Origin of the sequence: Methylobacterium sp. Leaf93 (genome assembly GCF_001422345.1) — a bacterium.
In the GTDB taxonomy this organism is placed as follows: Bacteria; Pseudomonadota; Alphaproteobacteria; order Rhizobiales; family Beijerinckiaceae; genus Methylobacterium; species Methylobacterium bullatum.
Map to the genome: position 1 here is coordinate 1 of NZ_LMMS01000005.1, position 14,611 is coordinate 14,611.

General features: G+C 69.9%; 15 protein-coding genes. 12 read left to right on the plus strand and 3 right to left on the minus strand.

The window, feature by feature from the left end:
* Positions 1-204 precede the first annotated feature (204 nt).
* Positions 205-783 carry a TetR/AcrR family transcriptional regulator gene (locus ASF26_RS05945; protein WP_056250803.1) on the minus strand — a complete coding sequence of 193 codons (579 nt, stop codon included), beginning with the start codon at positions 781-783 and terminating at the stop codon, positions 205-207.
* Positions 784-896: 113 nt separating this feature from the next.
* On the opposite strand from ASF26_RS05945, the gene ASF26_RS05950 reads away from it, so the two are divergent.
* The 4 genes from ASF26_RS05950 to ASF26_RS05965 all read left to right on the plus strand — a co-directional run bounded on the left by ASF26_RS05950 (position 897) and on the right by ASF26_RS05965 (position 3,481).
* Positions 897-1,595: a glutathione S-transferase N-terminal domain-containing protein gene (locus ASF26_RS05950; RefSeq protein WP_056250806.1), complete on the plus strand. Its 699-nt coding sequence runs from the start codon at positions 897-899 to the stop codon at positions 1,593-1,595.
* 351 nt (positions 1,596-1,946) lie between these two features.
* Positions 1,947-2,192 carry a hypothetical protein gene (locus tag ASF26_RS05955; protein ID WP_056250811.1) on the plus strand — a complete coding sequence of 82 codons (246 nt, stop codon included), beginning with the start codon at positions 1,947-1,949 and terminating at the stop codon, positions 2,190-2,192.
* Between the two features lie 33 nt (positions 2,193-2,225).
* Entirely contained in the window at positions 2,226-2,642 is a 417-nt protein-coding gene (locus ASF26_RS05960) for a DUF1236 domain-containing protein (RefSeq protein ID WP_056250816.1), read from the plus strand.
* Between the two features lie 254 nt (positions 2,643-2,896).
* Positions 2,897-3,481 carry a phospholipase A2 family protein gene (locus tag ASF26_RS05965; protein ID WP_056250820.1) on the plus strand — a complete coding sequence of 195 codons (585 nt, stop codon included), beginning with the start codon at positions 2,897-2,899 and terminating at the stop codon, positions 3,479-3,481.
* A gap of 264 nt (positions 3,482-3,745) precedes the next feature.
* Here ASF26_RS05965 and ASF26_RS05970 read toward each other — a convergent pair whose 3' ends face one another.
* Both ASF26_RS05970 and crtD read right to left on the minus strand, forming a co-directional pair.
* Positions 3,746-4,645, minus strand: a complete 900-nt coding sequence (locus ASF26_RS05970) for a carotenoid 1,2-hydratase (RefSeq protein ID WP_200925889.1) — start codon at positions 4,643-4,645, stop codon at positions 3,746-3,748.
* On the minus strand, positions 4,603-6,153 hold the full coding sequence (gene crtD, locus ASF26_RS05975) for a 1-hydroxycarotenoid 3,4-desaturase CrtD (RefSeq protein WP_056250824.1): 1,551 nt from the start codon (positions 6,151-6,153) through the stop codon (positions 4,603-4,605). Before crtD ends, ASF26_RS05970 begins: the two co-directional genes overlap by 43 nt.
* Before the next feature lie 86 nt (positions 6,154-6,239).
* Between crtD and ASF26_RS05980 the strand changes: the two genes are divergently transcribed.
* From ASF26_RS05980 to pufB, 8 genes are all read left to right on the plus strand, one after another.
* Complete coding sequence (locus ASF26_RS05980) at positions 6,240-7,109, plus strand: polyprenyl synthetase family protein (RefSeq protein ID WP_056250830.1); 870 nt, start codon at positions 6,240-6,242, stop codon at positions 7,107-7,109.
* Positions 7,110-7,614: 505 nt separating this feature from the next.
* Positions 7,615-8,787 carry an acetylserotonin O-methyltransferase gene (locus ASF26_RS05985; protein ID WP_244475846.1) on the plus strand — a complete coding sequence of 391 codons (1,173 nt, stop codon included), beginning with the start codon at positions 7,615-7,617 and terminating at the stop codon, positions 8,785-8,787.
* Between the two features lie 100 nt (positions 8,788-8,887).
* Positions 8,888-9,823, plus strand: coding sequence for a chlorophyll synthesis pathway protein BchC (bchC, locus tag ASF26_RS05990; RefSeq protein ID WP_056250836.1), 936 nt, complete (start codon positions 8,888-8,890; stop codon positions 9,821-9,823).
* Positions 9,820-10,806 (plus strand): chlorophyllide a reductase iron protein subunit X, encoded by a 987-nt coding sequence (locus tag ASF26_RS05995; RefSeq protein ID WP_056250839.1) that lies wholly within the window; start codon positions 9,820-9,822, stop codon positions 10,804-10,806. Before bchC ends, ASF26_RS05995 begins: the two co-directional genes overlap by 4 nt.
* Before the next feature lie 5 nt (positions 10,807-10,811).
* Positions 10,812-12,383, plus strand: coding sequence for a chlorophyllide a reductase subunit Y (gene bchY / locus ASF26_RS06000; protein ID WP_056250843.1), 1,572 nt, complete (start codon positions 10,812-10,814; stop codon positions 12,381-12,383).
* A complete protein-coding gene (gene bchZ, locus ASF26_RS06005) occupies positions 12,383-13,849 on the plus strand; it encodes a chlorophyllide a reductase subunit Z (RefSeq protein WP_056250847.1) in 1,467 nt (488 codons plus the stop codon). The genes bchY and bchZ overlap by 1 nt, the downstream gene beginning before the upstream one ends.
* 113 nt (positions 13,850-13,962) lie before the next feature.
* Complete coding sequence (locus tag ASF26_RS06010) at positions 13,963-14,211, plus strand: hypothetical protein (RefSeq protein ID WP_244475847.1); 249 nt, start codon at positions 13,963-13,965, stop codon at positions 14,209-14,211.
* Positions 14,212-14,381: 170 nt separating this feature from the next.
* Positions 14,382-14,609, plus strand: a complete 228-nt coding sequence (pufB, locus tag ASF26_RS06015) for a light-harvesting antenna LH1, beta subunit (protein ID WP_018043292.1) — start codon at positions 14,382-14,384, stop codon at positions 14,607-14,609.
* The last annotated feature ends 2 nt before the right edge of the window (positions 14,610-14,611 follow it).

Sequence of the window (14,611 nt, forward strand, 5' to 3'; positions counted from 1 at the left end):
CGCTCATCGCCGCCATCCGAGGCTGAAAGCCCGGTCCCTTTGGGCCTTGCGCTGTCAGGTCCGTCAAATCCGCAAAAGCGTTCTCACACAGCCTCGGTGGAAAACAGCCGGTCTCTTCTGGATGAGATAGGCGTTGAACCGGCCGTCCGGTGTGGATCGGATGCGGCGGTGGCACCTCAATTCGCACTTGTCAGATACGAAGCGTCACTGGCTTGGGAGCAATCCCGTTCGTCGGTAGCTTTCGATCAACTCGTCGAACACTGTCACGTCCGAACGGCTGCGCGCGATGATCTGCGCCCCGGCGACAGAAGCGTAAATGGCACGGGCCCTTAACTTACCCTCGGCGGGCGAGGCGAGTTTGGCAGCGACCAGATGTTGGCAGAGCCAAGCGGTGTTCACGTCGGCGAACGTCTGCACCTCCTTCAGCACGGGCTCGGGCAACGCGTCATGTTCCGTCGCCATGAAGCTGCTCAGGCACATGCGATTGTCGCGCTCCAGGGAGAGCCGGAAGATGCTCGGGTATCGCTGCAACGCTTCGATCGGGCTCCGGGCATTCGTTGAGATGGCTTCGAGAACGCGGGCGATGTCTTCCCAGTAGCGCCGCGCAACCGCCTCGCCGAGGAGAGCCTTGGTGGCGAAGTGGTAGTTGATGCTGGCAGCCTTGATGCCGACGGTCGCCGCGAGGTCGCGGAAGTTGAGGCCGCCGTAGCCATAAGCCATCGCCGCCTCCCGTGCGGCTTCGAGAATCGCCTCTCTCACGTTCCCCTTCGACGTCGCTGCCATGTCCAACCTCCACCTGTCATATGTCAGACAGGGGTTGACGGCGCAAGATCTCCGCCATAGCTTGCAGCCTGTCATCTGACAGACAGGCTGATAATCTCGAAAGCGAGAAGACGATGTCCGACAAGCTCAAGCTCTTCACCTCCCCCTCGGCCTTCCCGAACCCGCAGCGCCTGCGGATCTTCATGCACGAGAAGGGTATCGCCGACCGCTTCGACGAGACGATCTACGACATGTCGCCCGTCGGCGAGCAGCGGGGTTGGAGGCACCTGAAGATGAACCCCTGGGGCGAGACGCCGACCCTTGCGCTCGCCGATGGTTCTCACCTCAGCGAGACCTCCGCCATCGCCCGCTATCTCGACGACACGTTCGAGGGCCGCAAGATCATGGGGGCGACGGCGCATGAGCGCGGTCTCGATCAGATGTGGGACAGCCGGGTGTGGGTGCACATCCTCTATCCCATCGTCACTGCCTTCCACGTCCTGCATCAGGGTCTAGGCCCGAAGCTCGAACTGACCAGCAACCCGACTTGGGGCGAGCATTCACGCAAGGTGGCGCTGGCGCATGCCGGTCTCGTGGACGGGCATCTCGCGGATGGCCGCGATTGGCTGCTGGGTGGCGATCAGCCCACGTTCTCCGACATCACGCTGGCGACGGCGATCGCGTTCTCCAAGTTCCCCGTCAACGCCACCCCGCTCGATGAGCGGTTCGAACATCTCGATGCCTTCTGGCGGCGCTGGCAGGCGCGACCGGCCTTCATCGCCGCCTATGCCGACCGTAGCAGCGGTGTGCCGGAGATCGACAACCGCACATGAGCCTTCGGCGGTCGGGCTCGGCAACCGCCCGGCCGAAACGCTGCTTTGACCGACTTCGAGCGGGGCTTTTCGCGCCCCCCGCTCGGGCCGGCGACGCTCCGAACGCCGAAACTCCTGCCCTGGCACGGCCCGGCACGGACACCGATGCGGCCGACGTGGAAGCCGAATAGGCCCTCGCGGCAAGGGCCGTCGGCCGGCCCCGCCGCGGGGTCGGCCGACGGCCCTCCTCCCCGGACGACGGCTCCCCGACCGATCCGGGGACTGCACGAATTTCGACGCAACCGTTCTCGTGACCTCGTCGTTCCTGGGCCGGACACTGACGTCCTGGCTCTCGAACCGAAGGATCGTACCATGCGCAAGTCACTCGTCCTTGGCTTCCTCGCCGCTTCCGTGGCCGGCTTCGCCGCGCCCGCATCGGCCGAGGAGACCACCGTAATCCGCCGCGACAGCGCCCCCAGCGTCACGGTCGAGCGCCGCGAAGGTGTGGTCGAGCGCCGCGAAGTCACCACCGGCAGCGTCGATTGCGGCTCGAAGACCGTCCACAAGGAGGACGGGATGGGCAACTCCAAGACTGTTCACAAGGAAGGCTGCAACTGAGCTTCGGCCCCTGACGTCACGGGAGACACGACCATGACCCACAAACTTCTTCCCGCCCTCGCCGCGGCCGGCATGCTCGCCATGCCGATGGCGGCGCAGGCACAGGGCACGCTGCGCGGCGCGGCCGAGGGTGCCGAGCGCGGCGCCGACGCGGCCGGTCCGGTCGGCGGGATCGTCGGGGGTGCGGTCGGTGCCGCGGCCGGCACCATCGGCGGTATCCTGGGCGTCGACGAGCGCCCCCGCTTCCGCTCCTACGTCCGCGAGCGCGGCGTGCGGTCCTACAGCTGGGGCGGCCCGGTTCAGGTCGGCACCGAGTTGCCGGACGAGGAGGTCACCTACTACGACGTGCCCGCCGAGTATCGGGCGCGGCCGGGCTACCGCTACACCGTGGTGAACGACCGCCCGGTGCTGGTCGACCGCAGCCGCCGCATCGTCGAGGTCATCGACTGAGACCTTCGACGCATGCGAGACGCGACGAAGCCCGCCCGGCAGGCGCCGCGGCGGGCTTTCATGTCGGGGTTCCGGCCCAGGCCGAGCGCGGTCCGCCTCCACGCCGAGAAGCCGGGCAGGCCGCGTCCGAGCCCGGCCGACGCGGCGCGTCACGGGTCCCGACGGCCGCCGCATCCCCGTGACCACGCTGGCACGCATGGGGAACGGTAAATCCGAGCTTCGAGTTTCGCCGTACGCCGATCCGGGGGGCATCCGTGAGACCATCTCTTCTTGCAATACTGGGGCTGCTGCTCGTGGCCTGCCCGCACGCTTCCGTCGCGCAGGGCGTTCAGGGCGTGCCCGCCGCGACCATCGAGGAAGACGAGCCCCGACCCGGGCCGCCTCCTCCGTTACCGGACATCACGGACCCGAACGGCCGGGCCGGCGAGGCCCTGAACGAACCCGGCGAGGGCTCCGGCATCCCGAAGGCCCTGCGCGCGTCCGGTTCCAAGGCGGGCGGGCCGGCCAACGACCTCAACCCGAGCGGCCGAGCCGAGGCGCCGGCACCGCCGAAGGGCGATTTCGGCCGGGTCCTCGCCGGGAAGGAACTGTTCCACGGGAATTATTGCGGGAAGGGACAGCGGGGCGAAGGCTTGCCACCGACCGACGACCTCGACGCCGCGTGCATGCGCCACGATGCCTGCTACGACACCGCCGGGTACAATTCGTGCGCCTGCGACACGACCTTGAAGCGGGAGGCGTCCGTCGTCTCGGATAGCCCAAGAGCTTCGCTCGAAGTCCGGCGAAGGGCTCTCAGCGTCATCGAGGCAGCGACCGCCATGGACTGCCGCACGCCATGACCCCGGCTGGGTGACCGGCGTCGCGACATCTCGGTTCTGAGCCTGGCTCGCGGCACAGCCATCGCCAAAGTCGGGTCGCAGGCGGCTCGTCCGCACCGGGGCGAGAGACCAGGGTCCGCTGCCCACCCGATACAGGCGTTCGGGGCGGTCAGTCTTGCGGTTTTAAAGCCAACATTTGCAGTCCGTAGTTACGGATATCGATCGAGCTGAAAATCGGCCCCCGTGTTCGAGGCCAACCCGACGCAGAAGCATCACGGCTCCCCATCACCCCGCCCGCCGAGGCATCCGGAACGGCAGCATGAACTGCACCAGCGGGTTGCGGAATCGGTCGAGCGACAGGCTCTCGTGGACCGGGCGTACGGGCTCGCCGTCGAGGGTCGAGGCGAGGAGCGAGCGGGCGTAGAACGGCGTGTCCTCGAAGGTGCGGACGACGCTCGAGGCCCCGTCGTCGCTGCGGGTGGCGCGGGGCATGCGCCAGAACCGCGTCGGCGGCAAAGCGGCGGGGAGCGGCGGGCGGATGTCGCGGCGGGTGCCGTCGGCGGCAAAGCGCAGGGAGAGGTTCTGGGTGCTGCCGTCGCGGCGGCGCACGTCGTAGAGGATCGCCGACCCGTCCTTCAGGTCGGCCCGGCACCAGGTCCAGTCGCTGAAGCTCCGGCCCAAAGCGGTGTCGCCGTGGTTGGTGTCGAAATAGGCGGTGCCGCGCCAGGACAGGGCCGGGGCGTCGAGGGCCACCTCCACGGGGGAGGAGGGCGCCATCGGCCACCAGCGGTGCTGGCCCGTCGCGTCCAGGGTGAAGGTCTCAGCGGTGAAGCCGTTCGGGCGCAGGTGGATCGTGCCGCGCACCCGCGAGGGGATCGGCGCCGTCACCTCGTCGAGGGTGATGGTGAGGGTGGTGCCGTCCCAGGCGAGACCGCTCGGGCCGATCCGGATCTGCGACGCATCCCGGCTCAAGGCATCCCGGCCGCGCTCGGTCATGCAGAAGCGGTTGGCGCGCTCCCCGTAGAGCACGACGTTCAGGGTGCAGTGGTTGAACGGGTCGCGGCTGAGGTCCAGGGCGTAATAGGGCGAGAACACGCTGCCGATGAAGGCGATGATCGTGAGCCCCTGGCGCCCGTCCTCGCTCAGGGCGTCGACATACCACCAGACGTAACCGTCCCGGGCCACCGGCGTGTCGAAGCGCGGCCCGTCTGGGCGAGATCGGCCAGCAGGCTGTCCGCCGCGATCCGCCCCGATTGCGCCGCCATCGGCACCCCCGGCCCCGGATGGACGCTGCCCCCCGCGAGATACAGCCCCGGCAGCGCCGTCCTTGCGCCCGGACGCTTGAACGAGGCCATCCAGCCGTGCGAGGCCCGGCCGTAGAGGGCGCCCCCCGTCGCCGGAAACAGCCGCTCGAACCCCGCCGGATCGGTGGTCACCGAGCCCAGCGTCGCCTCGATCGTCAGCCCGCATTCCGTCAGTTTCCGACGCAGGTTGGTCTCGCATGTAGCGATCTCCGTGGGGGCGAGGGGGCGTTCCCGGCCGAGGGCCGGAGCGTTGACGAGGCAGAGCAGGCGCTCCGGCGTGTCGAGGGCCGAATCGTCGTCGGCGCGGTCCTGCGCGCAGACATAGACAGTCGGGTCGTCGGGGAGCCGGCCGGCGCGCAGCGCAGCGAATTCGTTCGCGTAATCGCCCGAGAAGAACACGGTGTGCCGCACCAGCGGGAAGCCCGTGGTGCGGGCTTTCGCGCAGAGCGTCACCGCCGAGAGCGAGCGGGCATTCGGCGGCACCGCCTCCACGGCCCGCGCCGGGCGCGATCCGAACAGGCCCGCGCCGAGGGCCGCCGCATCGGCATTGGCCACCACGAGATCGGCCGCGATCCGCTCGCCATCGGCGAGGTCGAGGCCGACGATGCCGCGCCCGGTCTCCACCGCGATGGCGGCCACCTGCGCACCATAGCGGATGCGGGCGCCACGCTCCTCCGCGAGATCGGCGATGATGGCGGCGAGGCGGCTGAGGCCGCCCTCCACATGCCAGACGCCCTGGCTCTCCACATGCGCCACCAGCATGAGCGTCGCCGGGGCCTCGAAGGGCGAGGAGCCGCAATAGGTGGCGTAGCGCCCGAACAATTGGCGCAGGCGGGGATCGCGGAAATATTCGCCCAGCGCCCCCCACAGGGTGGTGAAGGGCTGGATGCGCCACAGCCCGCCGAGCCCCGACAGGCCGACGCGGCGGCCGAGATCGACCGGGCTCGGCCGCTCGCCCCGGATGAACGGCCCTTCCAGCGTGCCGTAGACCTCCGCCGCGCGGGCGCGAAAGCGCCGGTAGCCGTCCTCCTCGCGTGGCCCGGCGAAGGCGCGGATCGCCGCCGCCGAGGCTTCGGGATCGGCGAACAGGTCGAGGCGCTCCCCCGCCCCCCAGGCATGGCGGGCGAGGATGGAGGCCGGGCTCAACCCCACGCGGTCCGACAGGTCGGCGCCGCATTCCGAAAAGATCTCCTCGAACACCCAGCGCATGGTGAAGACGGTGGGGCCGGCCTCGACGCGCGCCCCGTCCGCCGCGACGCTGCGCATCTTGCCGCCGGGCGCGGCCGCGCGCTCGAGCACGGTGACGTCGAGCCCCGCATGGGCGAGGCGCAGGGCCGCCACCAGCCCGCCGATCCCCGCTCCGATCACCGCAACCCGCTGCGCCGTCACTGTGTCACCCGTTTCTGCCTTGACGAGTGTCAATAATATCTGACACTTTGCAATGGCAATACGAAAAGACACCAGGGAGTGGCGCCATGGATGCCAACCGCCGGATCGAGCAGGCTCTCGACGCTGCCGTCGCCCATGCGGAGGCGCCCGGCGCGCCGCCGCTCCTGGCCGAGGCGATCCGCTACGCGGTCTTTCCCGGTGGCCACCGCATCCGGCCACGCCTCTGCCTCTCGGTCGCTCGCGCCTGCGGCGACGACGATCCGGTGGCCTCCGACGCGGCGGCGGCGGCGATCGAACTCATCCACTGCGCCTCCCTGGTCCATGACGACCTGCCCTGTTTCGACGATGCGCCGATGCGGCGGCAGAAACCCTCGGTCCATGCCGCCTTCGGCGAGCCCCTGGCGGTGCTGACCGGGGATGCGCTCATCGTCTCCGCTTTCGAGACCCTGGCGCGGGGTGCTGCGCGCTCGCCGGCCCGGCTCGCCGCCCTCGTCGGCCTCGTCGCCCGCGCGGCCGGTTCGCCCAACGGCATCGCCGCCGGGCAGGCCTGGGAATCGGAGCGGCATGTGGGGCTCACCGAGTACCAGCAGGCCAAGACCGGCGCGCTGTTCGCGGCGGCCACCGTCACCGGCGCGGCGGCGGCGGGCGCGCAGGCGCTCCCGTGGCGGCTACTGGGGGAATGCCTCGGCGAGGCCTATCAGGTCGCCGACGACCTGCGCGACGTCGCCTGCCGTCAGGAAGAGGTCGGCAAGCCGGTGGGCCGCGACGCCACGTTGGGCCGGCCCAACGCCGCCGCCCTGCTCGGCATGGCCGGCGCGCTCGCGCGCCTCAAGCGCCTCGTGCGGGAAGCCGTGGAGGTGATCCCCGCCTGTCCCGGCGCCGACGAACTCCGCGCCGAGATCGAGGCGCAGACGCGCCTGTTCCTGCCGGCAAGCCTGGCGCGGGAATTGGCGTGAGGGGAGGGCGTTGTCCCTTCCTCCCTGCAGCTACGATAGCCCCACATCTCGCGGGCCGCTCGGGTCCCCTCTCCTGGAAGGCAGGGCTATCGCATATGCACATTTGCTCGTTGAGAATCGAATCGCAGCCCCCCGTCATCCCGGGGCCGCGCAGCGGAGCCCGAGATCCAGAAACATAGGTGGTGCCGGACTTTGCACCGTCGGCGGCTCTGGATTCCGGGCTCGCCTGGGCGACCCGGAATGACGGCGCGGTGCCATATGCAATCGCCCTGCCTGGAAGGAGAGGGAGCCGGTCGCGCCTCATGCCGAACCCTATTCGAGAGACCGAACGGCCGTCGAGCGGAGGAGCGAATCCCGTCGCTCCCTGCGGGGAGGGAGCAGAGGCGAGCATGACTCCTCTCAGCCGAACCTGACGCGGGTGGTCGCCTTGCAGCAACAGAGGGTCACCCAGCCACCCCCACCTCCCGCTCCTCCCCACAAGGGGGAGGAGAGACCCGCGCTGATCGTGAGCGGGGTGAACGCCGCGCGAGGCGGAGGGAAGCGCGCCCTGCCTTGGCGCGAGCGCTGGCTCGGCTTCCGCAACCGCACCATCGCCAATCCGGCCTTCCAGCGCTGGGCCGCCGCATTTCCCCTGACGCGGGGAATCGCGCGGCGCAACACCCGCGCGCTGTTCGATCTCTGCGCCGGCTTCGTCTATTCGCAGACCCTGTTCGCCTGCATCAGGCTCGACCTGTTCGCGATCCTCGCCCCCGGCCCCCTCGGGCTCGAGGCCCTGGCCGAGCGGATCTGCCTGCGGCCGGAGCGGGCACTGCGCCTGCTGGACGCCGCCGTCTCGCTGAACCTGCTGCGGCGCCTGTCCGACGGGCGCTTCGCCCTGGCCGATCTCGGGGCGGCGCTGATCGGCAATCCCTCCATTGCCGCGATGATCGAGCACCACGCGCTCCTCTACGAGGATCTGCGCGACCCGGTGGCGCTCCTGCGCGGGGAGGGCGGCACGAGCCGGCTGGCCGCCTACTGGCCCTATGCGGGAGCGGCCGGCGACGCGGCGATCCCGGCCGAGGCGGTGGCGGATTACTCGGCCCTCATGGCCGCCTCCCAATCCCTCATCGCCGAGGACATCCTCGACGCCTATCCGATGGGGCGGCACCGCCTGCTCATGGATGTGGGGGGCGGCGAGGGGGCTTTCCTGCGCGCGGTCATGCGGGCGACGCCCGATCTCTCAGTCCGGCTGTTCGACCTGCCGGCGGTGGCCGCCCGCGCCGCCGGGCGCTTCGCGGCCGAGGGCCTGTCCCACCGTGCCGAGGCCCATGGCGGCAGTTTCCGCACCGCGCCCCTGCCGAAGGGTGCGGACGTCATCTCCCTCGTCCGGGTCGTCCACGACCATGACGACGACACCGTCCGCCTCATTCTGCGCGCCGCCTACGACGCGCTCGGCGATGACGGCACGCTCCTGATCGCCGAGCCGATGGCGGGAACGCCGGGGGCCGAGCCGGTCACCGAGGCGTATTTCGGCTTCTACCTGCTGGCGATGGGAAGCGGCCGCTGCCGCCGCCCTGCCGAGCTTACCGCGCTCCTGCACGAGGCCGGCTTTCGCGACTGCCGCGAGATCACGACCCGGCGCCCGCTCCTGACCCGCCTGCTGGTGTCCAGACGAATTGACACGCTGCGGCGTAAGTAAGGCTTGACGAATAAAAGTGTCAATCTAGGATGACACATCGAACAAGTACCGAATCCGTCGCCATCGGGTCGAGGTACGAGACAGGGGAGGGTCGACCACAATGCACGCGCTCGCCGTCCTCTTCGAACGCCCCGAACAGCTGTCGCTCGCCGAACTGACCCTTGATGCTCCAGGCCCGGCCGATGCGGTGGTGGAGACCCTGTGGAGCGGCATCAGCACCGGCACCGAGCGCCTGCTCTGGACAGGCCGGATGCCGCCCTTCCCGGGCATGGGCTATCCGCTGGTCCCCGGCTACGAATCGGTGGGCGAGGTGGTGGAAGCCGGCCCCGCCTCCGGCCTCGCCGTCGGGCAGAGGGTCTTCGTGCCGGGCGCCCGCTGCTTCGGCCCGGTGCGCGGCCTGTTCGGCGGCGCGGCCTCCCGCCTGGTGAGCGAGGGCGCGCGCCTCGTTCCCATCGATGTGGCCTTGCGCGAACACGGGATCCTCATCGCGCTCGCCGCCACCGCCTATCATGCGCTCAACGCGCGTCCCGAAGGCCGCTCGCTCATCGTCGGGCACGGGGTGCTCGGGCGGCTTCTCGCCCGCCTGACACGGATCGCCGGCGGCGAGCCGATGGTGTGGGAGACGAACGCGATCCGGGCCACCGGCGCGCAGGGCTACGAGGTCCTTCATCCCGATGCGGACGAGACCCGCGATTACGGCTCCATCACCGATGTCAGCGGCGACGCCGCGATCCTCGACACGCTGATCGCGCGGCTCAGGCCCGGCGGCGAGATCGTGCTCGCCGGTTTCTACGAGGCGCCGCTCTCCTTCGCCTTCCCGCCCGCCTTCCTGCGCGAGGCCCGCATCCGCGTCGCCGCCCAGTGGCGGCCGGAGGATCTCGCCGCGGTTCTGACCCTGATCGAGGGGGGGCGCCTCTCCCTCGACGGCCTGATCACCCATCGTGAACCGGCGGCGCGCGCGCCGTCCGCCTATCGCACGGCGTTCGGCGAGCCCGAATGCCTGAAGATGATCCTCGATTGGAGAGCCGCTTCATGAACATGCAGCTGAACGGAGCCGCGCTCCTGCGCGCCGAAGCCGCCATCGAACCGGATCCGGCCCCCGTCTCCGCCACCAAGGAGACGCAGATCATCGCGATCTACGGCAAGGGCGGCATCGGCAAGTCGTTCACGCTCGCCAATCTCAGCTACATGATGGCCCAGCAGGGCAAGAAGGTCCTGCTCATCGGCTGCGACCCGAAGAGCGACACCACCTCGCTCCTGTTCGGCGGCCGCGCCTGCCCCACCATCATCGAAACCTCCACCAAGAAGAAGCTCGCCGGCGAGCAGGTCGCCATCGGCGATGTCTGCTTCAAGCGCGACGGCGTCTACGCCATGGAGCTCGGCGGGCCGGAAGTCGGGCGCGGCTGCGGCGGGCGCGGCATCATCCACGGTTTCGAACTTCTCGAAAAACTCGGCTTCCACGAATGGGGCTTCGACTACGTCCTGCTCGACTTCCTCGGCGACGTGGTCTGCGGCGGCTTCGGCCTGCCGATCGCCCGCGACATGTGCCAGAAGGTCATCGTCGTCGGCTCGAACGATCTTCAATCGTTGTATGTGGCCAACAACGTCTGCTCGGCGGTGGAATACTTCCGCAAGCTCGGCGGCAATGTCGGTGTGGGCGGCCTCGTCATCAACAAGGACGACGGCACCGGCGAGGCCCAGGCCTTCGCGGCGGCGGTGGGCATCCCGGTCCTGGCCTCGATCCCGGCCGATGACGACATCCGCAAGAAGAGCGCGAATTACGAGATCATCGGCAGGCCCGAGAGCCAATGGGGCTCGCTCTTCGCGGATCTGGCCCAGAACGTCCACGACGCGGCGGCCAACCACCCGACGCCGCTCTCCCAGGATGGACTGCTCGGCCTGTTCAAGGGCGAGGCCGTCGGCCGCGGCGTCACCCTGGTCCCCGCCACCTTCGAGGATATGTGCGGCACGACCCTGGTCGTGAAGCCGTCCCTCGAAGTCGTCTACGACGAGGTCTGACGCGCATGGCCGTCTCCCTCGACATCACGGATCTTCGCGCTCGTCACGAGCGCCCCGCCTCGACCCTGACCACCGCCCCCACGGCGGCTGTGAATCTCGCCGCCACCAAGTCCGACGGGCTCGGCTGCCATTCCGGCAAGGACGCGATGCGGGCGGCCGCCGAAGCCGCCGGGATGTCGGAGACGCTGGAGCAGCTCAAAAAAGACTATCCCCAAGGGCCGCACGACCAGCCCCAGAGCATGTGCCCGGCCTTCGGCTCCTTGCGCGTCGGCCTGCGCATGCGCCGCACGGCGACGATCCTGTCGGGCTCGGCCTGCTGCGTCTACGGCCTCACCTTCACCTCGCATTTCTATGGGGCGAAGCGGAGCGTGGGCTACGTGCCCTTCAATTCCGAGACCCTGGTCACCGGCAAGCTGTTCGAGGACATCCGCGAGGCGGTGTTCGACCTGGCCAAGCCCGCCGATTACGACGCGGTCGTCGTCATCAACCTCTGCGTTCCCACCGCCTCCGGCGTGCCGCTGCGTCTTCTCCCGAAGGAGATCGACGGGGTCCGCGTCATCGGCATCGACGTGCCGGGCTTCGGCGTGCCGACCCATGCGGAAGCCAAGGACGTGCTCGCCGGGGCCATGCTGAAATTCGCCCGGTCCGAGGCCGAGCAGGGTCCGGTCCAGGCCCCGCGCCTCGGCCGCTCCGAGCGCCCCAGCGTGACGCTGCTCGGCGAGATGTTCCCGGCCGACCCGGTGGTGATCGGCGGCCTGCTGGAGCCGCTGGGCCTCAGCGCCGGCCCCGTGGTGCCGACCCGCGAATGGCGCGAACTCTACGCCGCCCTCGACTGCGCGGCGGTGGCGGCGATCCACCCGTTCTACACCGCCTCGATCCGCGAATTCGAACTCGCCGGCCGCCCCATCGTCGGCTCCGCCCCCGTGGGCCATGACGGCACCGCCGACTGGCTCGACCGGATCGGCGAGGCCTGCGCCGTTCCCCGCGCCATTGTGGAGGCCGCCAAGAACCGTCTCCTCCCGATGATCCGGGGGGCGCTGGCCGCCACGCCGATCAAGGGCCGGATCACGCTCTCGGGCTACGAGGGGTCCGAACTGCTGGTGGGCCGGCTCCTCGTCGAGAGCGGGGCGGATCTCGCCTATGTCGGCACCGCCTGCCCGCGCACGCCCTATTCGGAGGCCGACCGCGACTGGCTGGAATCACGCGGCGTCATGGTGCGCTTTCGCGCCTCGCTGGAGGACGACCTCTCCGCCATGCGCGAGTTCCGCCCGGACCTCGCCATCGGCACCACGCCGGTGGTGCAGGCGGCCAAGGAGCGGGCGATCCCCGCCCTTTACTTCACCAACCTCATCTCGGCCCGCCCGCTCATGGGCGTCGCCGGGGCCGGGTCGCTGACCAAGGTCATCAACACGGCCCTCGGCAACCGGCACCGGTTCGACGCCATGCGGGACTTCTTCGACGGGGTCGGCGAGGGCCATGCCGCCGGCATCTGGGAAGAGGTGCCGAAGGTCCGCCAGAACGTCGCCTCGGCGACGCGCGGAAAACCTTCCCACAACCCGATCGGGGAGATGGCCTGATGCTCGTCCTCGATCACGACCGGGCCGGCGGCTATTGGGGCGCCGTCTACGTCTTCACCGCCATCAAGGGTTTGCAGGTCGTCATCGACGGTCCCGTGGGCTGCGAGAACCTGCCGGTCACCTCGGTGCTCCACTACACCGACGCGCTGCCGCCGCACGAACTGCCCATCGTGGTCACCGGCCTCGCCGAGGAAGAGCTCGGCCGCCACGGCACCGAGGCCGCGATGAAGCGGGCGCACGCCACCCTCGATCCGGGCATGCCGAGCGTGGTCGTCACCGGCTCCATCGCCGAGATGATCGGCGGCGGCGTGACGCCGGAGGGCACCAACCTCCAGCGCTTCCTGCCGCGCACCATCGACGAGGACCAGTGGCAGACCGCCGACCGGGCGATGTCCTGGCTCTGGCAGGAATACGGCGCGCGGAAATTCGCCAAGAAGGGCATCCCGGCAAGGCCTCCCCGCAAGGAGGGCGAGCGCCCCCGCGTCAACATCATCGGCCCGGCCTACGGCACCTTCAACATGCCCTCGGATCTGGCCGAGATCCGCCGCCTCGTGGAGGGGATCGGGGCCGAGGTGAACCTCGCCTTTCCGCTCGGCTCGCATCTCGCCGACGTGCCGAAACTCGTGAACGCGGATGCCAATATCTGCCTCTACCGCGAGTTCGGCCGCCTGCTCTGCGAGGCCCTCGAGCGGCCCTACCTGCAGGCGCCGATCGGCCTGCACGCCACCACCAAGTTCCTGCGCAAGCTCGGCGAGATCCTCGGCCTCGATCCGGAGCCTTTCATTGAGCGCGAGCGCCACACCACGATCAAGCCGGTCTGGGACCTGTGGCGCTCGGTGACCCAGGACTTCTTCGGCACCGCGAGCTTCGGCATCGTCGCCTCCGACACCTATGCGAGAGGGGTGCGGCGCTTCCTCGAAGACGAGATGGGTCTGCCCTGCACCTTCGCGATCTCGCGCCGGCCCGGCGCCAAGACCGACAACGCGGCGGTACGCGAGGCGATCAAGGCCAACCCGCCCCTCGTCCTGTTCGGCTCATTCAACGAGCGGATGTACGCGGCCGAATGCGGTTCGCGGGCGGTGTTCGTGCCCGCGTCCTTCCCCGGCGCCATCATCCGCCGCCATACCGGCACGCCGTTCATGGGCTTCTCGGGCGCGACCTACCTCATCCAGGAGGTCTGCAACGCCCTGTTCGACATGCTCTTCCACATCCTGCCGCTGGCCCGCGACATGGACCGGGTCGAAGCCACGCCGGCCCGCTTCCATCGCGAGCTGCCCTGGGACGAGGCCGCCCGCGCCCTGCTCGACGACCTCGTCGAGACCCATCCGGTGCTGGTGCGCATCTCCGTGGCCAAGCGCCTGCGCGACGCGGCCGAACGGGCGACCCGGAATGCCGGGCAGGAGCGGGTCGGCCCGGCCGAGGTCGAGCGCGCGCATGCGGACCTGACCCTCGGAGCGGCAGCATGAGCGCCCCCGCCCCGCACCCTCTTTCCGGCTGGAGCGGCGCGGCGCCGTTTCCGTCGAGAACCGGCTTCCTCGCGAGGCCGACCGCCGCGGATCGCGGACAGGAGATCTCCGCCATGCAGTCGATGACCATGCCCTCCCGCCAGGCCCTGTCGCGTCCCGCCCCGTCGCGCCTGCAGCGGCACGCGCTGCAGTTCCGCCTCCTCCTGGTGGCGACCTATCCGTTCTTCCTCGCGGCGGCGGCGCTCCAGCGCCTCGTCCCGGCCCGGGCTCCGGCGGGCCACGGGCTCATCGCCCGGCGCTCGGTCTTCGGCGAGGCCAAGGCCATGGCCGTGTCGGCGATCCCCTTCGTCTTCATGGGCTGACGCTTTCCGGGGCCGGATCGCCCCAGGCCGATGCCCGCATGATCCGGAACCCGAACGACCTCCCGTCCGACGAGGGGGGAACGACCGTCGCGAGCGCCGCTGCCGGCCCCCGCGACCTCACCCGCCGCGCGTGGAGCACGCACGGCCAGACGAAAGCGGAGGCTCACATCATGTCCAGTGGAATCGAAAAAGCGAGCAGCCTGTCCGGGCTGACCGAACCCGAAGCCAAGGAGTTCCACGCGATCTTCCTGACGAGCTTCATCATCTTCACGGCCATCGCCGTGGTCGCCCATATCCTCGTCTGGATGTGGCGCCCGTGGCTGCCCGGCCCGAAGGGCTACGCCGCCCTCGACACCGTCACGAGCGCCGCGCACGGCCTCGTCTCGATGATCTCCTGAGG